The 21698-nt window shown below is 69.0% G+C and carries 5 protein-coding genes and 1 pseudogene; 3 read left to right on the plus strand and 3 right to left on the minus strand.

All coding sequences use genetic code 11. The features are described from left to right. Positions 1–122: 122 nt before the first annotated feature. The gene (locus FHS42_RS19440) at positions 123–476 is read left to right on the plus strand and encodes an acyl carrier protein (protein ID WP_184573622.1); all 354 of its coding nucleotides are present in this window, start codon (positions 123–125) and stop codon (positions 474–476) included. Positions 477–771: 295 nt separating this feature from the next. On the opposite strand, the gene FHS42_RS19445 is transcribed toward FHS42_RS19440, so the two are convergent. Next, on the minus strand, positions 772–2031 hold the full coding sequence (locus FHS42_RS19445; protein WP_312866950.1) for a cytochrome P450: 1260 nt from the start codon (positions 2029–2031) through the stop codon (positions 772–774). A gap of 431 nt (positions 2032–2462) precedes the next feature. Between FHS42_RS19445 and FHS42_RS19450 the strand changes: the two genes are divergently transcribed. Both FHS42_RS19450 and FHS42_RS19455 read left to right on the plus strand, forming a co-directional pair. Continuing rightward, entirely contained in the window at positions 2463–3326 is an 864-nt protein-coding gene (locus tag FHS42_RS19450) for an alpha/beta fold hydrolase (RefSeq protein ID WP_184573626.1), read from the plus strand. A gap of 359 nt (positions 3327–3685) precedes the next feature. Further along, on the plus strand, positions 3686–4219 hold the full coding sequence (locus FHS42_RS19455) for an RICIN domain-containing protein (protein WP_184573628.1): 534 nt from the start codon (positions 3686–3688) through the stop codon (positions 4217–4219). 270 nt (positions 4220–4489) lie between these two features. On the opposite strand, the pseudogene FHS42_RS19460 reads toward FHS42_RS19455, so the two are convergent. After that, positions 4490–9493: pseudogene (locus FHS42_RS19460) on the minus strand (type I polyketide synthase); the annotation flags it as partial. A 28-nt stretch (positions 9494–9521) separates the two neighbouring features. Then, positions 9522–21674 (minus strand): type I polyketide synthase, encoded by a 12153-nt coding sequence (locus FHS42_RS19465; protein ID WP_184573632.1) that lies wholly within the window; start codon positions 21672–21674, stop codon positions 9522–9524. Positions 21675–21698: the final 24 nt, after the last annotated feature.

The following is a 21698-nucleotide window of genomic DNA, read 5'->3' on the forward strand; positions in this document are numbered from 1 at the left end:
GCCTACCGGACCGCACCACCCAAGACCGGCCGAACAACCGGCCACGAGTTCTCGGGGACACCCACCGCCGTCAGCAACGTTGACGGCGATGTCCCAGAGACCCAACCAGACGGGAGAAAGTGATGCACACCGAAAACAGCGAGGCCAACCTCGACGGCACGGAACTGCGTAAGGACCTCGCCGCAGCCACGCCGGAGGAGCGCGAGGCCATTTTGCGGGAGACGGTACGCACCCAACTCGCGGGCATCCTCTCCCAGTCCACCATCGAGGACGACAGCAACTTCCTGGAAAACGGGCTCACTTCGCTCACCGCTCTGGAGCTGACCCGAAATCTGATGACCCTCACCGACGTGGAGATCCCCCTCGTCGCGATCCTCGAATACCCGACGCCGGCCACCCTCGGCAACTATCTGGCGGAGGCGTACGCAGCCGCCGCCAGTGCCGACCCGGCCGTCGCGGGCAGCGGCACGGACTAGGCACTGGGGCGAGCCACCCCATTCGCCCGTGGCCCACGGCGGCGGGCAGGCGCCGCACAGCCGGCTGATGACCGCATCCACGCCGCACCAGGGTGACCCACTCTGGTGCGGCGCCATGCCGTTCGGCTCGGGTCGCCCCGCTGTGGCCTCGGGGTCATCCCGCTGCGGTCCCGAGGTCGCCCTGCTGCGGTCCCGGGGACCGCGGGGCTACGCGAAACGGCGCCGGGTAGGGGAGGCACGATGGCTTCCCCACCCGACGCCGCTGCTGTGGGCTGCGGTGCGCGGCCAACAGGGGTCAGAACACGCACTGCACGTGCTTGATGGCCTCCACGAAGCTTGCCACCAACCGCCTGGGCTCGCCCTCGGTGCGAATATGCGGCAGTCGGGTGAAGAGTTCCCGGAAGAAGACGGTGACCTCCATTCGGGCGAGGTGTGCGCCGAGGCAGAAGTGCGGGCCGATGGAGCCAAAAGTCATATGCGGGTTCGGGTCCCGAGTGATGTCGAACTCATAAGGGTTGGGGAAAACCTTCTCGTCCCGGTTGGCCGACGAGTAGAACAAGAGGACCTTGTCGTCCTTCTTGAACAAGTGACCGTTGACCTCGCAGTCACGAGTGGCCGTTCGACGCATCCAGTTGATGGGCGTCGCTATCCGCAGTATTTCCTCGACGGCGCGCGGTGCGTACGTCTCGAAGTCGGACAGCAGCAGCTCACGTTGGTCCGGGTGCTCGGTCAGCAGGACCAGGCCGCGGGAGAGGGCGTTTCGGGTGGTCTCCATGCCCGCGATGACCAAAAGGATGAAGAAGGAGGACAGTTCATCGGCGGTCAGCCGCTCGCCGTCGATCTCCGCGTGCACCAGTCGGGTGACGAGGTCGCCCGTGGGATTCTTGGTCCGGTCGGCGGCGAGGCGTGAGATGTAGTCCCCAAGTTCTCGGGAGGTACGCAACAGAGCCGGGGTCGCCTGGTCGAGCCGCGGCACGTATTCCGGGTCGAAGGTGCCGACGATGATGTTCGAGCGATCGTAGATGAACTCGTAGTCACTACTCGGTATCCCCATCATGCCGCTGAGTACCGCAATCGGCATGATCGCGGCGGCCTGCCGTACGAAGTCGCCCGGGCCGTGCGCGATGAGGTCGTCTACGATCTGCCGGGCCGCCTTGTGCGACGCGACCTCAAATTCGGCAGCCATGCCACGGCCAAAGGCACGGGAGACGATGCGACGCATGCGCGCATGCTGTGGATTGTCCATGTTGATCATCGAGCCGAAGAAGTTGTTGAACTCCTGCGGCAGGTCAACGATGCTGATCGCGGTCGGTGTGGAACGGAAGTCCTGCGGACGGCGGCTTACCTCGGCGATGTCGGCGTGGTGCACCAGCGCGTAGTAGCCGGACCCGCGCGGATAGCCAGGCATGGCGGGCTCGCGAAACAGCACCGGGTGCGGCGCTCGACGCAGCGCCGCAAAGGCCGCGTCCCGATCACCGAACGGCTGCGCCCAGAAGGCCAAGTCCGTGAGGTTGATGTTGGCGACGTCGTCGAACCTGGATTCGGGGGGATACACGGCGCCTCGCTTCACGCTGGGAAAAGGGATCGAAAGGGGACGACCAGACTGCACGGAGAGAAGGCACGGCTGCCATGTATCCGGCATGCCCGTATCGGACGCCGATAGGTCATCGGGTAACGCAAAATCGCCGCAGGCGAGTCATCGCACTGCGACGTCATCGTGCTGGCCGGAAAGCTCTAACGCACCTGGTGCACAGTCGCAGATAACTGCCGACCCCGTTCTTATCGCTCCTGTCCACCGAGTTTTCCACGCAGGTTATGGGTGGGGTTATCGGCGTGATCGGCACGGAGTCTCCTGCGTTGTCTCCTGCGTTCAGGCGGTCCAGCGTGTACCAGCATCCCGCCCAGCCCTTAAGCGCCTCTAATGTGCAGCCTGCCGACTCCAGAAGGGCTCGAAAAGCGGTAGATTTGCGCGTTAGACTTTCCGTCATGGATCTCTCCGTGCCCGTAACCGATGACGTGAAATTGCATTTCCGGCACCGGCCGGGAACCGAATCCCCAACGTTCCTCTTGGTACACGGCATGGCCTCCAGCGCCCAGCTCTGGGACGAGGTAGCCGGTGAACTGGCCGCCGCGGGGCATCCGGTGTACGCGGTCGATCTGCGGGGCCATGGCGAGTCCGACTCCCCACAGGACGGCTATGACACCCCCACCGCCGTCGCCGACCTGGTCGCGGCCTGCGCCTCGCTCGGCCTGAAACGGGTCGTGGTCGCAGGGCACTCATGGGGCGGCAACATCTCCGTGCGCTTCGCCGCCGAGAACCCCGAGCTCGTGGCCGCTCTCGCCCTGGTGGACGGCGGCTGGCTTGAGCCCTCCGCGGCCTTCACCTCGTGGGAGGCGTTCGTGGCGGCGTTGCGGCCGGGCGCGTTGGATGGTGCCACCGTGGACAGCATCAGCGCGTACTTCCGTACCATTCATCCCGACTGGTCACCGGCGGCAATCGAAGCGGCTGTCGCCACCATGCGTATCCATCCGGACGGCTCGCTGTCCCAACGTATGACGCTCGATCAGCACATGTCGATCCTACGCAGCATCTGGAATGAGCCGCCGGCGCCCTGGTATCCGAGCATCGACGTGCCCACGCTGCTGATGCTCGCCATCCCCAAGGGCGCCCTGCCGCCGCTGGCGGACCGCATTCGCACCCGCGTCACGAACATCACCGCCCCCCTGCGGAACGCGACGCTCCGCGAGTACGCCGACTCCGAGCACGATCTGCACGCCCAACGTCCACACCAAGTAGCAGCCGATTTGCTGGAGTTGGCCCGGCGCTCCGATGGCGTAGGTGAGAATTGATTTAGCGTCGGACCGTGGCGAGTTGACAGATATGGCGTAGCAGAATAAGGCGCCGCTGCCACCAGGTGCCGATGGCCGGGGCCACCATGGCAGGCGGGAATCGGCAGGTCAACGGCGGGTGTTGGGGCGCTTGTGAACCGCCCTGGGGGATTTATCCGAGCGCCGGGGACGTGGCAGCAGTTCGTCAATCCGTCACCCCTGCGAGGGTCTGGCGTAAAGCTCAGGTAAATGGGGAGCGGCATTCAACTGTACGCCCTCCCAGGGGAATGTAAATCTTCACAGCCCCTTCACCCCTTTCCTCTCATTCTCTCAGCATTCGCCCCCGATGAGACGCAGGTTGCGCCAGCTACGTTCCGGGCATGCAACTCAACTGGACCAGGATCAAGAACCGTCTGGGTACCGTGGTCGCCGCCATCGCTTTGGCCGCGGGCATCGGAGCCATCCAGCCCACCCCCGCGCAGGCGGCCCCGTCCCCCACCTACTGGACCTTTCGCAACATCGCGACTGAGCTCTGGGACCGATGTCTGACCAGCGGGAAGATCGACGGTAGTTCGACGAAGGTCTTCATGTCGAAGTGCAACGGAAGCAACTTCCAGCAGTGGGACTGGCGCGGTACCGACCCGACGGCTTCGCAACCGATGCTGCAACTTCAAAACAAGGCCACGGGGCTCTGCATGGCCACCGACAATGAGCACGCGCGCAACAACTCCGTCTGGACGAGCAAATGCGACTGGCGAAAAGGCATGCGCTTTCACTACAACGACCTGTCGCATTACTTCTATAGCGCGCTGACCAACTACGGCACCTGTCTGACCACCAGTGACTCCGGAGCGGTCTACGGCAACGTCCATAGTGCCTTCGGGGAGGACTCGTGGCGGGGCTCGCACTCGTAGGGCGCCTGTGGCGGGAGCAAAGCTCCGTTGAGCGCTTCCCGATGAGCCGCGACCAGTAACGTGATCGGCCGGCCGATCACGGCATCGAGCTGCCGCGTCCACGTACCGGGAACCTCTTCCGACCAGCAAACAAGCTGATACTCAAGCCGCCCGTCAACGCTCCGCCGACGCCTTCGGGTCCGAAGGCCGGGCACCTCTAACGGAGCGGTGGGAACGGTGCCGGGGCGCCGCCAGTCGGCGCCCCGGCAAGGCAGTGCGTACTGGTCCCCACTACGTGCCGAGCTCCCGGTCGATGAGGGCGAAGACCTCGTCTGCCGTCGCGCCGGAGAGGTCCTCGTCGTCCGCGCTGTGTGGAGCATCGTCCGGCGTCACGGCCGTGTACTTCCACAGCAGCGCTTGCAGTCGGTTGACCAGCCCGGCACGGCGCGGATCGGCGGCGGGCAACCCGGCAAGCGTGGCCTCCAGCTCATCGACGTGGCCGAGCGCGGGATGCTCGTGGTCGGCGTCCGCGGGCAGCACCTGGCCCAATAGGTAACCCGCCAGCGCGCTGGGGGTCGGGTAGTCGAAGACCAAGGTGGTGGGCAGGCTCAGGCCGGTGGTGCCGCGCAGCCGGTTGCGTAGTTCGACGGCCGCGATCGAGTCAAACCCCAGCTCCTTGAACGGCCGGTCGGGCTCCACCGCGTCGAGCGAGGGATAGTGCAGTACGGACGCCACCTGGGCGCGTACCGAGTCCAACAACCGCTCGACCCGGTCCTTCGCTGGCAAAGCCGTCAGTTCCGCGCGCAGGGCCGCCGCGCCATCTGCCGCCACACCATCGGCGGGCTCCCTGGTCGCTTCGATGGCACGCAGGGCCTCCGGTACGCCTTCGAGCAGCGCACTCGGCCTGGCCAGCGTGAACAGCGGCGCGAATCGGTCCCAGGCCACGTCGGCGATAGCCACGTGCGGGTCCGCGTGGTCGAGCACCTGCCCCAGCGCGGTCAAGGCGAGCTTGGGGGCCAGCGGGGCGAGGCCCTGGCGCCGCAGGTTCTCGGTGTGCTGGCCGACCAGTTCGCTGTGCTCGTCGGTGCCGCCAGCCACCTCCCACAGGCCCCAGGTCACCGAGGCCACCCGACGCCCTTCGGCTTGGCGCCGCTGCGCCAGCGAATCCAAATGCGCGGTGGCGGCGGCATAGGCGCCGTGGTCCTTGCTTCCCCAGGCGGCGGCCACGGTGGAGAAGAACACCACCGTGTCATCGGGCCCCAGGCCACACAGCTCGTCCACATGCGGGCCGCCGTCCGCCAGGTTGGCGGCGATCACATCAGCGAGTCCGGTGGGGGTGACGTCAGTCAACGGGGCCAACTCTCCGGTGGCCGAGGTGTAGATGACCGTACCGATCCGTACGCCGTCGCCCTCCAGCCGCTTCACGAGACGGGCAACCGCTACCCGGTCGGCCGGCGCGCAGTCCGCGATCTCCACGGCGGCACCCAGCGCGTCGAGCTCCACCGTGAGGTCCGCAGCCCCAGGGGCCTCGGGACCACCAGGGCCAAGGAGCACCACGCGTTCCGCGCCGCCCGCGGCCACCCAGCGGGCGATGTGCGCGGCGGGCCCGCTCGCGTCACCTGTGATCAGCACGGTGCCGTGCGGCTGCCAGGCTCGCTGCGGCTCCCGGCCGCCAAGCGGCGCCGGCACCAGCCGCCGCCCGAACACCCCGCTCTGCCGCAGCGCCACCTGGTCCTCGCCTGACGTCCCGGCGAGCACGGCGCGCAACAGGCCGGTGTCCACCAAGGCCGCAGTCGTGGGCAGGTCCACAAGCCCGCCCCACAGCGCCGGATGCTCCAAGGCGGCCACACGACCAAGACCCCAAAGCTGGGACTGGACAAGAGAGTTGAGGGACTCCGTATCGGATACGGCCACCGCGCCGCGGGTGACGCACCACAGCGAGGTCTCGACATCGGCGTCCACCAACGCCTGCACCAGCGCAAGCGTCCCGGCCACCCCGACGGCCAAGCTCTCGTGCTCAGGGTGCGGGCGCTCGTCGAGCCCGAGAAGGGACACTACGCGGGCAGGCGCCGCGGCCTCCTCGGCGAACTCGGCCCGCAGCGCCGCGGCCAACCTGCCGCGATCGGTGGACTCCCCCACAGGCAGCCGGCGCACCTGGCCACCCTCGGCGCCCAATGCCTCGGTGCACAGCTCCACCCAGTCCTCGGCCCCGGCCTCGGGGCACACCACGAGCCACGAGTCGGCCGAACCTGGGCGCACCGTGAGATCGGTGCAGGGCTGCCACTCGACCCGGTAGCGCCACCCGTCCACCGTCGAGCGCTCATGTCCTGCCTTCCGCCACGCGGACAGTAGAGGCAGTACGGAGCCGAGCGAGGACTGCACCGCGCCGCGGTCACCATCCGCCCCAGGACATATCCGCAGGGTGTCCGCGAGCGCCTGTACGTCCTCCTGCTCGACAGCGGCCCAAAACTTAGCCTCATCATCGTTGGCCCTAGGCGCGGTGACATCGGGCAAGGCATCGGGAAGCCAGTAGCGTTCGCGTTGGAAGGCGTAGGTGGGGAGGTCCACCGCGTTCGGGCGGGGATCAGCCGGGAACCAGCGGGTCCAGTCCACTGCCACGCCCGCGGCGAACGCCTGCCCCACCGACCGCACCAACTGCGCCAAGCCGCCCTGGTCACGTCGAAGGGTCGGCACGGTCGCGCCCTGCACACCAGCTTCTTCGAAGGCTTCTTGCAGACCGATGGTCAGCACCGGGTGGGTGCTGGCCTCGATGAAGATGCGGTGGCCATCGGTGAGGAGTTGACGTACGGCATCGGCGAAGCGCACCTGTTGGCGCAGGTTGGTCACCCAGTACGCGGTGGTCAACTCGGTGGTATCAATACGCTCGGCGGTCACCGTGGAGTAGAACGCCACCTGCGACCGCACGGGCTCGATACCGGCCAGGACTCGGTGCAACTCTTCGGCGATCTCGTCCACCTGGGCGCTGTGCGAGGCGTAGTCCACATCAATCAACCGCGCCCGACCACCACCCTCCTCACAAGCGGTCACCGCATACTGCACCTGCTCGGGTGGCCCAGACACCACCGCCGAACCAGGCCCGTTCACCGCAGCGATGCCCACACCAGCAGCCCGCTCACCCAAGTCGGCCAAGAACTCCACGGCCTTGTCCGCACTCATCGCAAGCGACGCCATCGCACCACCACCGGCCAGCCGCCGTAGCGCCTTACTGCGTAGCGCAACGACCTTCGCACCGTCCTCCAAAGTCAGCGCACCAGCCACCACCGCAGCCGCAATCTCACCCTGACTGTGACCCACCACCGCCGCCGGCGTCACACCCTGATCAGCCCACACCGCCGCCAAGGACACCATCACCGCCCACAACACCGGCTGCACCACATCAACCCGACCCAAGTCACCCGCGTCCACGCCACCGCGTAGCACCTCAGACAGCGACCACTCCACATGCGGAGCAAGGGCCTGTTCGCATTCAGCTACCCGGGCAGCAAACACCGGCGAAGCCTCCAACAAGCCCGCGCCCATGCCCACCCACTGCGAACCCTGACCCGGGAACACCAACACCGGGCCCAGGTCAGTGGCCACCGCAGCGGCAGGATCGGTCAGGGCAGGATGAGGCTCACCCCCGGCCAATGCCCCAAGACCGGCGAGGAGTTCATCACGCGTGGTACCAGCCACCACCACACGATGGTCAAAGACCGAACGCGTCGTCACCAACGACCAACCCACATCAGCCACCGACAGACCCGGATCACCAACCACCCGCTCAACCAACGCCCGAGCCTGCGCCCGCACCGCACCAGACGTACGCGCCGACAACACCCACGGCACCCACCCACCCACACCCATCACAGACCCCGACCCCGACCCCGACTCAGGCCCCGGCCCAGGCCCAGACTCCACCTCCGGAGCCTGCTCCACGATCACATGCGCATTCGTCCCCGAAATGCCGAATGAGGAGACGCCCGCCCGGCGGGGGCGTTCGCTGCGGGGCCAGGCGACCGGTTCGGTGAGGAGGCGCACGCCGCCGGCTTCCCAGTCCACGTGCGGCGTCGGCTGGTCGATGTGCAGCGTGCTCGGCAGCGTCTCGCGCTGCATCGCCATGATCATCTTGATGACGCCGCCGACACCGGCCGCGGCCTGGGTGTGTCCGATGTTGGACTTGATGGAGCCGAGCCACAGCGGCCGGTCATCGGGCCGGCCCTGACCGTAGGTCGCCAAGAGTGCCTGCGCCTCGATCGGATCGCCGAGGGAGGTCCCCGTGCCGTGCGCCTCGACCGCGTCCACCTGATCGGGGGCGAGGCGTGCGTTCTCTAGTGCTTGCCTGATCACGCGTTCCTGAGCGACGTCGTTGGGGGCGGTGAGGCCGTTGCTCGCGCCGTCCTGGTTGATCGCCGAACCGCGCAGCACGGCCAAGATGCGGTGGCCGTTTCGGCGGGCGTCCGACAGCCGCTCCAAGAGCACCAGGCCGACGCCCTCGGAGAAGCCGGTGCCGTCTGCGGACGCCGCGAAGGACTTGCAGCGGCCATCGGGTGCCAGGCCGCGCTGCCGCGAGAACTCGGCGTAGGCGGTGGGCGTGGTGAGCGAGGTGACGCCACCGGCGAGGGTCATGTCGCACTCGCCCTGCCGCAGCGCTTGAGCTGCTAGGTGCATGGCCACAAGCGAGGAGGAGCAGGCCGTGTCCACCGTCACCGCCGGGCCTTCGAGCCCGAACCAGTAGGCGACCCGGCCCGATACCACGCTGGTGAGGCTGCCGGTGGTGGCGTAGCCCTCGAAACCTGCGGGGATGTGTGGCGTACGCGAGAGGTAGTCGTGGCTGGAGACGCCCGCGTATACGCCGGTGGCCGAGCCCTTGACCTGGGCGGGGTCGATGCCGGCCCGTTCGAAGAGTTCCCAGGCGACCTCTAGCAGCAGTCGCTGCTGCGGGTCCATGGCCAGTGCCTCGCGCGGGCTGATTCCGAAGAACTCCGCGTCGAAGCGGTCGGCCCCGTCGAGGAACCCGCCGTCGCGCACATAGCTGGTCCCGGGGTGGTCCGGGTCCGGGTGGTAGAGGCCCTCCAGGTCCCAGCCACGGTCGGTGGGGAACCCCGTGATGGCGTCCGTATCGGAGGCCACCAGGTTCCACAGGTCCTCGGGGCCGCGCACGCCGCCCGGGTAGCGGCAGGCCATCCCCACGATGGCCACCGGCTCCTGGGACCGCTCCTCCACCTCCCGCAGCCGCTGCCGTGCCTGCCCGAGATCCACCGTGACCCGCTTCAGATACTGGCGGAGCTTGTCTTCCGTGTCCGACATCAGTTCTCGCTCCTGATCACAGTTCCCGGTCAATGAATGCGAACAGCTCGTCGTCCGACGCCGTGTCCACCGTGTCGCTGGCCACGACGTCCTCGCCGTGCTGCGGTGTGTCGGGTCCGCTGTCGTTCAGCCTCCACAGCAGCGTCTCCAGCCGCTTGGCGAGCTTGCCGCGGACGTCGCCGTCCGGGCCGAACTGCACCATCGCCGCCTCGAACTTCGCCAACTCGTCGAAGACAGCCGCCGATGGGTCGGCCGCGGCGGGGCACAGCTTCTCGCGCAGGTCATCGGCGATGGCTGTCGGTGTCGGATGCCTGAAGATGAAGGTGGCGGGCAGCCGCAGCCCGGTGGCGGCGGAGAGTCGGTTACGCAGTTCCACGGCGGTCAGCGAGTCGAATCCCAAATCCTTGAAGGGGACGTCGCTGTGCACCGCGTTCATATCGGCGTGCCCGAGCACTGCCGCCGCGTTGCTACGTACCAGGTTGAGCAGCGTGCGGTGCTGCTCGTCGGGCGCTAGGGCGGCGAGTTGGCTTGCCCAGTTGGTGGCGGCTTGGTTGGTGGCCGCTCCGCGGCGTGCCGTGCCGGTGCTGATGAGTGCCCGGAGCTGTGCGGGCAGGGTGTCGGTGGGCTGGGCGGCCAGGGTGCGTACGTCGAGGTTGACGGCCGCGAGTTGGGCGTCGCCGTGTCGGCATGCCGCGTCCAGGAGTCGCAGCGCGTGCTCGTTGCTCAGCGCCTTGATGCCGGAGCGGTTCATCCTGGCCAGGTCCGCCTGGTCGAGGTGGCCGGTCATTCCGCTGGCATCGGCCCACAGGCCCCAGGCGATGGACACGCCCGGCAGGCCGAGTGCCCGGCGGTGGGCGGCGAGCGCGTCGCAGAAGGCGTTGGCAGCCGCGTAGGTGGCCTGTCCTGGGCTGCCGAGGGTGGCGGCAGCGGAGGAGAACATGACGAACATGCCAAGGCGTGCCCCGGCCGTCGCCGCGTGCAGGTGCGCCGCCGCGGTGGCCTTCGCCGCCCACACGGGCGCCAGGCGCTGGGCCGACTGGGAGGTCACCATGGCGTCATCGAGCACGCCCGCGGCGTGGATGACGCCGGTCAGCGGGTGCGCGGGGTCGATCCTCGCGATCAGGTCGGTGACCGCTGCCGCGTCCGTCACATCGGCCGCGACGATCCGCGCTTCGGCCCCGAGATCGGCGAGGCGCGCCAGCAGTTCGGTGGCGCCGGGCGCGTGGTGGCCCCGGCGGCTGACGAGCACCAGATGCCTGATGTCCCAGTGGCGTACGAGGTGTTCGGCTACGTGTCCACCGAGCGTTCCGGTGCCGCCGGTGATCAGTACAGTGCCGTTCGCGTCCACCGTCGCGGGCACGTCCAACACGAGCTTTCCGGTGTGTTTGGCCTGGCTGAGGTGGCGCAGCGCCTGCCGGGCGCGGCTCAGCGGCCAGGTCCGGATCGGCGGCGGTTGCAGTGTGCCCTGCTGGAACAGTTCTCGCAGCGTGCCGAGCATCTCACCGATGCGGTCGGCGCCGGCATGGGTGATCAGGTCGTAGACCTGGTAGCTGACCTCCGGGTACGCGGCGGCCATCTGGTCGGCGTCCCGGATGTCGGTCTTGCCCATCTCCAGCAGCCGCCCGCCTTCGGCAAGTAGCCGCAGCGAGGCATCCACGAACTCGCCGGTGAGGCTGTTGAGTACGACGTCCACACCCCGGCCACCGGTGGCCTCTCGGATCGCCGTCTCGAAGTCGAGGTCACGGGAGTTGGCCCGGTGCGCCTGGTCGATGCCCATCTCGTTGAGGACGGGGTGCTTGCCTGGGCTTGCCGTGGCGTACACCTCGGCACCCAGGTGCCGGGCGATCTGTACGGCGGCCGTGCCGACGCCGCCGGTCGCGGCGTGGATGAGCACCGATTCGCCCGCCTGGACGCGCCCGAGGTGGGCGAGCCCGTACCAGGCGGTGAGGTAGGCGATCGGTACCGCCGCCGCCTGCTGGTAACTCCAGCCTTCGGGGATGGGCGTGACCAGCCGGGCGTCGGTCAGTGTGACCGGCCCAAAGGCGCGGTCGAACACGCCCATCACCCGGTCGCCAACCGCCACCCCGGCCACCCCGGGCCCGACCCCCGTAACAACGCCGGCGCCTTCGCCGCCGAGCCCGGTCTGCCCGGGCACCATGCCCAGGCCGACCACCACATCACGGAAGTTGATGCCCGCCGCGTGCACCTCGACCCGCAACTGCCCGTCCGCCAGCGGCTGACGGACCTCGGGGCAGGGGACGGGCGAGACGCTGTCCAAGGTGCCGCTGCCATCCGTGTCCAGGCGCCAGGCGGAGCGGGCGTCCGGTCCGACGATGCCGGCGCTCGCCGTGCCGCCACGTACCAGCCTGGGTACGAGGAGCCGTCCGCCGCGCACCGCGACCTGTGGCTCCTCAGCGGTGATGGCGCGCAGCACACTGTCCGCCAGGCCGTCACCGCCGGTCGCCGCGGCATCGGGGTCGAGGTCGAGGAGGACGAAGCGTCCCGGGTTCTCCGACTCGGCGCTTCGCACCAGACCCCACGCCCCGGCCCCGGCCACATCGACGCCGCTGCCCTCCACACCGCCGCCATGGGCCTCGGTGGCCGCGACCGCCCCGTGTGTGACGACGACCAGCCGGGAGCCCGCCAACCTCGGCTCGGAGAGCCAGGCTTGGACGAGGCTGAGCGCACGCTCCACGACGGAGCGGCCCGCGTCCGCGAGCCCTTCACCGCTGGTGGTGGGTGGCACACAGACGAGTGCGATGGGGGGTACCGCCGCGCCCGCGTCCAGGGCATCGGCCAGCGCGGCAACGTCGGCGTATGGGCGAAGGCTCGCGCCTCCTGGCAGCGACAGGCCACCGAGGTGGAACGCGTCCTCGCCGAGCACCGACCAATCACTGTCCCCGCCCACCGATGTGTCCGGCGCGTCAACAGGCAGCAGGGGCAGCGCTGTCCAGTCGAGCGCGAACAGGCCGTCCGCGCCGCGCCCACCGGCGGCGTGCAACTGGTCGGCTGCGGCGGCGCGCATCGCCACCGCGTCCACCGTCAGCACCGGGGCCCCCACGGCATCGGCCACGGTCAGGCGCAGGGCCCGCTCATCGTCCCCGCTGCGCTGCTGCGGGGAGATGCGGACCCGTACGGTGCCTGCCTCGGAGGCCCAAAGGGACAGACCGCTCCAGGCGAAGGGCAACCAGACGCGAGCATCGGCGGCGGCCTTGATACGGGGGGCCGCGGGGGCGGTGCCATTTCCGTTGCGGGTGTCGCCTCCGTTAAGGGTGTCGCCTCCGTGCGCGCCCGCTTCGAGTTGGTCGATCAGGAGAGCCGGGTGGAGCGCGGCGTCAAGGAGGGCTGGGTGGATGCCGTATCCGTCCCGCTCCCCCGCCGCCTTGGGCAGTTCCACCTCGGCGTACACATCGTCCCCATGCCGCCACGCGGCCTGAAGGCCCTGGAACGCCGGACCGTATCCATAGCCGCCGGAGGCGACCCGCTCGTAAAAGCCATCGACCTCCACCGGCTCCGCACCGGCCGGAGGCCATGCACCGCCCAGGCCCGCTGGCTGTTCGGCGCCGTCAGCAGCCGGGCTGAGCACACCCTCCGCGTGGCACACCCAGGTCGCCGCTTCGTCCAGGTCGTCATCGGGGCGGGAGTGGATTCGCAGGTCCCGCGACCCGTCGGCGGCGGGGGCGCTCACTACCACCTGTACGCGGACGTCGCCCGAGGCCGGGAGCATCAGCGGCACCTGGAGCGCCAGTTCCTCCACGCCGCCGCAACCCGCCTCGTCCGCGGCCCGCAGCGCCCACTCGGCCAGTGCGGCACCCGGCAGGAGCACCGAGCCAGCCACCACATGCTCCGACAACCAACCCCTGCCGCCGCCAGCTGAGAGCCGACCGGTCAGCAGCAACCCGCCATCGGCCAGTGCCACGGCGGCGGGCAGCAACGCGTGCTCGACGCGCTGCAACCCCGCGGCGGCCATGTCGCCGGCGCCCTTGCTGGTGATGAGCCAGTACGGCTCGCGTTGGAAGGCGTACGTCGGCAGGTCCACGGCGCGCGGGACGGGGTCGGCCGCGAACCAGCGGGTCCAGTCCACTGCCACGCCCGCAACGAACGCCTGCCCCACCGACCGCACCAACTGCGCCAGACCGCCCTGGTCACGTCGAAGGGTCGGCACGGTCGCGCCCTGCACACCAGCTTCTTCGAAGGCTTCTTGCAGACCGATGGTCAGCACCGGGTGGGTGCTGGCCTCGATGAAGATGCGGTGGCCATCGGTGAGGAGTTGGCGTACGGCGTCGGCGAAGCGGACCTGTTGGCGCAGGTTGGTCACCCAGTACGCGGTGGTCAACTCGGTGGTATCAATACGCTCGGCGGTCACCGTGGAGTAGAACGCCACCTGCGACCGCACGGGCTCGATACCGGCCAGGACTTGGTGCAACTCTTCCGCGATCTCGTCCACCTGGGCGCTGTGTGAGGCGTAGTCCACATCGATCAACCGCGCCCGACCACCACCCTCCTCACATGCGGTCATCGCATACTGCACCTGCTCCGGTGGTCCTGACACCACCGCCGAACCAGGCCCGTTGACCGCGGCGATGCCCACACCGGCAGCCTGCTCACCCAAGTCGGCCAGGAACTCCACGGCCTTGTCCGCACTCATGGCAAGCGATGCCATCGCACCGCCACCGGCCAGGCGCCGTAGCGCCTTACTGCGTAGCGCAACGACCTTCGCACCGTCCTCCAAAGTCAGCGCGCCAGCCACCACCGCAGCCGCAATCTCACCTTGACTGTGACCCACCACGGCTGCCGGAGTGACGCCCTGATCAGCCCACACCGCGGCCAGGGAGACCATCACCGCCCAGAGCACCGGCTGCACCACATCGACCCGACCCAAGTCGGCCGCGTCCACGCCACCGCGTAGGACCTCGGACAGCGACCACTCCACATGCGGAGCAAGAGCTCGCTCACACTCCGCTACCCGCGCCGCAAACACCGGCGAAGCTTCGAGCAGACCCGCGCCCATGCCCACCCACTGCGAACCCTGACCCGGGAACACCAACACCGGGCCCGCGCTGTCGATGGTGGTGGACGCCTCGTGGTTGACCACGTCCGGATGGGCCTCGCCTGACGCCAGGGCTTGGAGTCCGGCGAGCCATTCCGCCCGGTGGTGGCCGGTGATCACTGCTCGGTGTTCGAACAGGGACCTGGTGGTGATGAGTGACCAGCCGACATCAACGGGCGATAGGTCGGGTTGGGAGGCCAGGTGTTCAGCGAGCGCCTTCGCCTGGCCGCGCAGGGCCTCTCCACTACGGGCCGACAGCGCCCAGGGCAGCGGGGTGCTGCCGTCGTGCGGTGTCGGGGTGGGCGCGTCGGGCTCGATGGAATCGGGGGCTTGTTCGATGATGAGGTGGGCGTTGGTGCCCGAGGCGCCGAAGGACGATACGCCCGCCCGACGTGGATGACCGTTTTGCGGCCACTCAACAGCCTCGGTCAAAAGCCGCACCGCCCCCGCATCCCATTCCACATGCGGCGTCGGCTCATCGATATGCAACGACGGCGGCAACACCCCCTTGCGCATCGCCATCACCATCTTGATGACACCCGCTACACCCGCGGCAGCCTGCGTATGACCAATATTCGACTTGATCGAACCCAACCACAGCGGTTTGTCCGCCGAACGCTCCTGCCCATACGTCGCAAGCACCGCCTGCGCCTCAATCGGATCACCCAACGTCGTGCCCGTACCATGCGCCTCCACCGCATCCACATCCGCTGGAGAAAGCCGCGCATTCGCCAACGCCTGCCGAATCACCCGCTGCTGCGACGGACCATTCGGCGCCGTCATCCCATTTGACGCACCATCTTGATTCACCGCCGAACCACGCACCACCGCCAACACCCGATGCCCGTTACGCCGCGCATCCGACAACCGCTCCAGCAACAGCACCCCTACGCCCTCGCCCCAACCGGTGCCGTCCGCCGCCGCCGCGAACGGCTTGCACCGCCCATCGGGCGCAAGTCCACGCTGCCGGGAAAAGCCCGTGAAGACATCGGGCGTGGCCATCACCGTGACGCCACCCGCCAACGCCAATGTGCATTCGCCCTGCCGCAAAGCCTGCGCTGCGAGGTGCGCAGTGACCAGGGAGGAGGAGCATGCGGTATCCACCGTGACGGCCGGGCCTTCCAGGCCCAGCGTGTAGGCGACCCGGCCGGAGACGACGCTGCCGGAGCCGGCCAGCATCGCGTACCCCTCCAACTTCGCGTCCCGACCGCTGGACAATCCCGCCGCGTAGTCGTGGTACATCACACCCGCGTATACGCCCGTTGCCGAGCCCTTCAACGACACCGGGTCAATACCGGCCCGCTCCAACACCTCCCACGACGCCTCCAACAACAACCGCTGCTGCGGATCGGTGGCCAACGCCTCCCGCGGATTGATGCCAAAGAACCCCGCGTCAAATCGGTCCGCGTCATACAAAAACGCGCCCTCACGCGCATAACTCGTCCCCGGATTATCCGGGTCCGGATGGAACAACCCGTCCACATCCCACCCACGCGTGGCCGGGAACTCCCCCAACACCGCACGCCCCGAGGCCACCAGATCCCACAGTCCCTCCGGAGACGTAGCACCCCCGGGAAAGCGGCAGGCCATACCAATGATCGCCACCGGCTCATCGGTACCCGCCACATCCAACACCCGCGACACCGCGACCGACTCACCCCCCAACCGCGACACCACAAACTCCGCCAACACCCGAGGCGTTGGATAGTCAAACACCAACGTCGCAGGCAACCGCAGGCCACTCACCACCGACAAACGGTTACGCAACTCCACCGCAGTCAACGAATCGAAACCGAGATCCTTGAATGCGGCCTCGGGTCGCACATCGGCGGCGGAGGCAAAGCCGAGTACGGCGGCCACGCAGCCGCGTACGGCGTCGAGGACCGCGTCAGCCCGCCCCGCCGCGTCCAGTCCCGCAAGGCGGGAGGCCAGAGCCGGGCCTTGGGTATCGGCGCCGGCCGCCCTGCGCCGGGTCCGGCCGGTGAGGCCGCGGAGTAGCGGCGGCAGGTCAGTGGCGCCTGCCAGGCCGCTGATGTCAAGGTCTACCGCCACGGCGAGCGGCAGCCCGGACTGGTAGGCGGTGTCGAAGAGGGCGAGGCCGCGCTCGGCCGTCAGTGGGCGCATGCCGCGCAAGCGCGTCAGCTCCGCCCGGCCCAGGTGCCCGGTCATCTCGCTGGCCTGCTCCCACAGTCCCCAGGCCATCGACTGCCCCGGCAGGCCGAGGTCGCGCCGGTGGGCTACCAGGGCATCGACGAACGCATTGGCCGCCGCGTATCCGGCCTGCCCCGCGTTGCCGACCACGCCGGCGGCCGAGGAGAACATGACGAACATGCCCAGGTCCAGGCCAGCGGTCGCCGTGTGCAGGTGCTCCGCAACCGCGGCCTTCGCCGCCCACACCCGCGCCAACCGCTCCGGCGACAGCGACGTCACCACGGCGTCATCCAACACGCCCGCTGCGTGCACTACACCAGTCAGCGGATGCTCTGGGGCGATGCTCGCGATGAGTGCCGAGACCGCGTCCGGGTCGGTGTTGTCCGACGCTACGATCCGCACGTCAGCGCCCAACTGAAGCAATCGCGCGGCGAGTTCTTCAGCTCCGGGCGCGTCCGGGCCGCGCCTGCTGGTCAGCACCAGATGCTTGACCTGCCAGGCCCGCACCACATGCTCAGCCACCAGAGCACCCAGCATCCCGGTGCCACCGACGATCAACACCGTGCCATCGGGATTGAGCGCGGCCGACGCAGCCTCCTCCTCCCGCGGCTCCACACGAGCCCGTACCAACCGAGGCACCAACGCCCGCCCACCACGCAACGCCACCTGCGACTCATCCACCGCCACCGCACCCCACAGCGCGCCCACCACCACACCATCCGCACGAGCACCACCATCACCAGCGCCATCACCATCGGCATCGGCATCGGCATCGGCGTCCAGGTCGAGCAGCAAAAAGCGCCCCGGGTTCTCCGACTCCGCACTGCGCACCAAACCCCACACACCCGCACCCGCCACCTCCACACCACACGCAGACTCCCCCGCAACAACCGCACCCCGCGTCACCACCACCAACCGCGACTCCTCCAACACAGGCTCCGCCAACCACGCCTGCACCAACCCCACAACACGCTCCACCACACCCAAACCAACAACCGCCGAACCATCACCCACATCATCGGGCTGCACACCAACCAGCACCACTGACGGGGCCAATGCACCCTCGCGCACCGAATCCGCCAACGCCGCAACGTCCGCAAAGGCACGGCCCTGGCCCGGCAAGTGCCTCGCCAGGTCGAGTACGTCAGCGCCGAGTAGTGCCCAACTGCCTGTGTTGGCAGCCTCGTTGGCGTCCGCTATACCACCCGGCAGCGGAACCCACTGCACTGCGAACAATCCGTCCGCACCACGGCTCGCGGCCCCTAGTTGGTCCACAGTGGCCGGGCGCATCGTGACCGCGTCGGCGGTGAGCACGGGGGCGCCCGTGGTGTCGGCCACGGTGACGCGCAGGGCTCGCTCCTGGTCCGTGACCTGTCGTTCCGATGAGATATGGACGCGTACGGTACCCGCGTCGGCGGCCCACAGCGCGACGCCGTTCCAGGCGAAGGGCAACCACACCTGGTCGGTGGCGGCTGTTGCTGCTGCCCCGTCCGGGCCAGCCGGCCCGGTCATCAAAAGTGCCGGGTGCAGGGCGGCGTCGAGCAGCGCCGGGTGGATGCCGAACCCCGCCCGCTCCCCCGCCGCCTCGGGCAGTTCGACCTCCGCGTAGACGTCGGAGCCCCGCCGCCAGGCAGCCTTGAGCCCCTGGAACGCGAGGCCGTAGCCGTAGCCGGCCGTCACCGCGCGCTCGTAGAAGCCCAGCGTGTCGATGGGCTCGGCGCCGGCCGGCGGCCAGGCGCCGCTGAGGTGGCCGGGGTCGCCGTGGTCCGTGGTGGGCGGGCTCAGCACGCCCTGCGCATGGCAGCGCCAGCCCGCGTCCGTACCCAGGTCGGTGTCCTGGTCGGGGCGGGAGTGGATCTGAAGGTCGCGTCGGCCGTCGTCGGCCACGGCCCCGATAACGACCTGCACGCGTACGCCACCGGTGGTGGGCAGCGCGAGCGGCAGCTGGAGCGTGAGCTCCTCGACACCACCGCAACCGACCTCGTCGGCGGCCCGCAACGCCCACTCCACCAGTGCGGCGCCGGGCGCGATGACCGTGCCGCCCACGACGTGCTCGGCCAGCCAGGGCTGCGACTGGGTGGAGAGTCGGCCGGTCAGGAGCAGCCCGCCGGCGGCCAGGCCCACGGCTGCCGGGAGCAGCGCATGCTCGACGCGTTGAAGGCCCGCCGCGCTGACGTCGCCCACGCCTCCGCTCGATGCGGGCCAGTAGCGCTGGCGCTGGAAGGCGTACGTGGGCAGCTGGACCACCCGCGGGGCGGGGTCGGTTTCGAACCAGCGAGTCCAGTCCACCTCGGCCCCGGCGGCGAACGCCTGCGCCACGGACTGCGCCAACTGCGCCAAACCGCCCTGGTCGCGACGCAGGGTTGGCACCGCGGTCGCGTGGACGGTGGCCTCTTCGAAGGACTCCTGGAGGCCCACCGTCAGCACCGGGTGGGTGCTGGCTTCGATGAACACCCGGTGTCCGGCGGAGAGGAGTTGGCGTACGGCATCGGCGAAGCGCACCCGTTCGCGCAGGTTGGTCACCCAGTACGCGGTGTCAAGCGTGGCGGTGTCGATGCGCTCGGCCGTGACGGTGGAGTAGAACGCTACCTCCGACCGTACGGGCGCGATGCCCGCCAAAACCTCGCGCAGTTCATCGGCGATCTCATCGACCTGCGGGCTGTGCGAGGCGTAATCCACCTCGATGCGGCGGGCCCGACCCCCAGCCTCCTCGCGAACTGTGACCGCGTACTGGACCTGGTCAGGAGGCCCTGAAATGACCACGGAACCCGGCCCGTTAACAGCGGCGATGCCCACGCCTTCGGCCTCTTCACCAAGACCAGCCAAGAAGGTAACGACCTCATCCTCGCGCATCGCAAGCGATGCCATAGCCCCACCACCTGCAAGCCGCCGCAACGCCCTACTCCGCAACGCCACGACCTTCGCACCATCCTCCAGCGTGAGAGCCCCAGCCACCACCGCAGCCGCGATCTCACCCTGACTGTGACCCACCACCGCCGCAGGCATCACACCCTGATCAGCCCACACCGCCGCCAGCGAGACCATCACCGCCCACAACACCGGCTGCACCACATCAACGCGGCTCAGATCGGCCGCACCAACACCACCCCGCAAAACATCAGCAAGCGACCACTCCACAAACGGAGCAAGAGCCCGCTCACACTCCGCCACCCGCGCCGCAAACACCGGCGAAGACTCCAACAACCCAGCCCCCATACCCACCCACTGCGAACCCTGACCAGGGAACACCAACACCGGGCCGACGCCGCCGGGCCCGGTGGTAGTGGCCGCCGTCGTGCCTGGGGCGATGACGTTGGGGTGGGTGCCGTCGTTCGCGAGGGACTGGAGGCCGGACAGCAGTTCATCGCGGCTTTCGCCGACGATGACCGCGCGGTGCTCGAATACTGATCGGGTGGTCGCCAGGGACCACCCGACCTCGACGAGTGACGCATCCGGTGTGGTGGCGAGGTGCGTAACCAGGGCGTTGGCCTGGGCTCGCAGGGCGTCCGCGTTGCGTCCCGAGATGACCCACGGCAACACGCCGCATACGGGCGCAGCGGGCGTCGCGGGCCGCTCGTCGGCGGCGGGCTCGGGTGCCTCTTCCAAGATGATGTGCGCGTTGGTGCCGGAGATACCGAAGGAGGAGACGCCCGCGCGGCGCGTACGGTCACCGGCGGGCCATGCGACCGGGTCGGTCAGCAGGCGTACGCCGCCTGCGTTCCAGTCCACATGCGGGGTGGGCTCGTCCAGGTGGAGGGAGGCGGGCAGGTGCTGCTGCTGGAGCGCCAACACCATCTTGATCACGCCGGCCACGCCGGCGGCGCCCTGGGTGTGCCCAATGTTGGTCTTGATCGAGCCGAGCCACAGTGGCTGGTCGGCGGCGCGGTCCTGGCCGTAGGTGGCCATCAGCGCGTCGGCTTCGATCGGGTCGCCGAGCCGAGTGCCGGTGCCGTGCGCCTCGACCGCGTCCACCTCGGAGGGGGAAAGCCTGGCGCTGGCCAGGGCTTGCCGGATGACGCGCTGTTGGGAGGGGCCGTTGGGCGCGGAGAAGCCGTTGCTGGCGCCATCTTGGTTGATGGCCGAGCCTCGGATGACGGCGAGGACGCGGTGGCCGTTGCGGCGGGCGTCGGAGAGCCGTTCCAGGAGGACTAGACCGACGCCCTCGCCCCAACCGGTGCCATCGGCGGAGGCGGCGAACGCCTTGCAGCGGCCGTCTGGTGAGAGCCCGCGCTGCCGGGAGAAGCCGGTGAACACCTCGGGGGTGGCCATGACGGTCACACCGCCGGCGAGGGCCAGCGAGCATTCGCCCTGGCGCAGCGCCTGGGCGGCCAGGTGCATGGCCACCAGGGACGAGGAGCAGGCGGTTTCGACGGTCACGGCGGGGCCTTCGAGGCCGAGCGTGTAGGAGACCCGGCCGGACAGCAGGCTGGGCGCGTTGCCCGCGTACCCCTCCGAACCCTGCTGCGAGGTGTCGCCCTGGGAGGCGCCGCCGGTGGTTGCCGTGCCGGCGTACACACCGGTTTGGCTGCCTTTGAGGGAGAGCGGGTCGATGCCGGCGCGTTCGAGCGCTTCCCACGCGGTTTCCAGGAGCATGCGCTGCTGCGGTCCGGTGGCTAGCGCCTCGCGTGGGCTGATCCCGAAAAAGCTCGGGTCGAACTGGTCGGCGTCGTAAAGGAATCCGCCCTGTTTGACGTACGTGGTGCCCGGGTGGTCCGGGTCCGGGTGGTAGAGGCCCGCCAGGTCCCAGCCGCGGTCGGCCGGGAAGTCTCCGATCGCGTCCACGCGCGAGGTGACCAGTTCCCACAACTGCTCGGGCGTGGCGACCCCGCCGGGGAACCGGCAGGCCATGCTGACCACGGCCACCGGCTCCTGCGACCGCTCCTCCACCTCACGCAAACGCAGCCGCGTTTCGTGCAGATCAGCGGAAACGCGCTTGAGATACTCAACCAGTTTCTCTTCGTTCACCATGAGGTATCACCCGGCCTTCAGCGA

The organism is Streptomyces zagrosensis (assembly GCF_014203645.1).
Taxonomy (GTDB): domain Bacteria; phylum Actinomycetota; class Actinomycetes; order Streptomycetales; family Streptomycetaceae; genus Streptomyces; species Streptomyces zagrosensis.

What these genes read in the sequence shown, in the direction of transcription:
- FHS42_RS19440 (WP_184573622.1), top strand. Translation starts at nt 123, where the DNA reads ATGCACACCGAAAACAGCGAGGCCAACCTCGACGGCACGGAACTGCGT.
- FHS42_RS19450 (WP_184573626.1), top strand. Translation starts at nt 2,463, where the DNA reads ATGGATCTCTCCGTGCCCGTAACCGATGACGTGAAATTGCATTTCCGG.
- FHS42_RS19455 (WP_184573628.1), top strand. Translation starts at nt 3,686, where the DNA reads ATGCAACTCAACTGGACCAGGATCAAGAACCGTCTGGGTACCGTGGTC.
- FHS42_RS19465 (WP_184573632.1), bottom strand. Translation starts at nt 21,674, where the DNA reads ATGGTGAACGAAGAGAAACTGGTTGAGTATCTCAAGCGCGTTTCCGCT.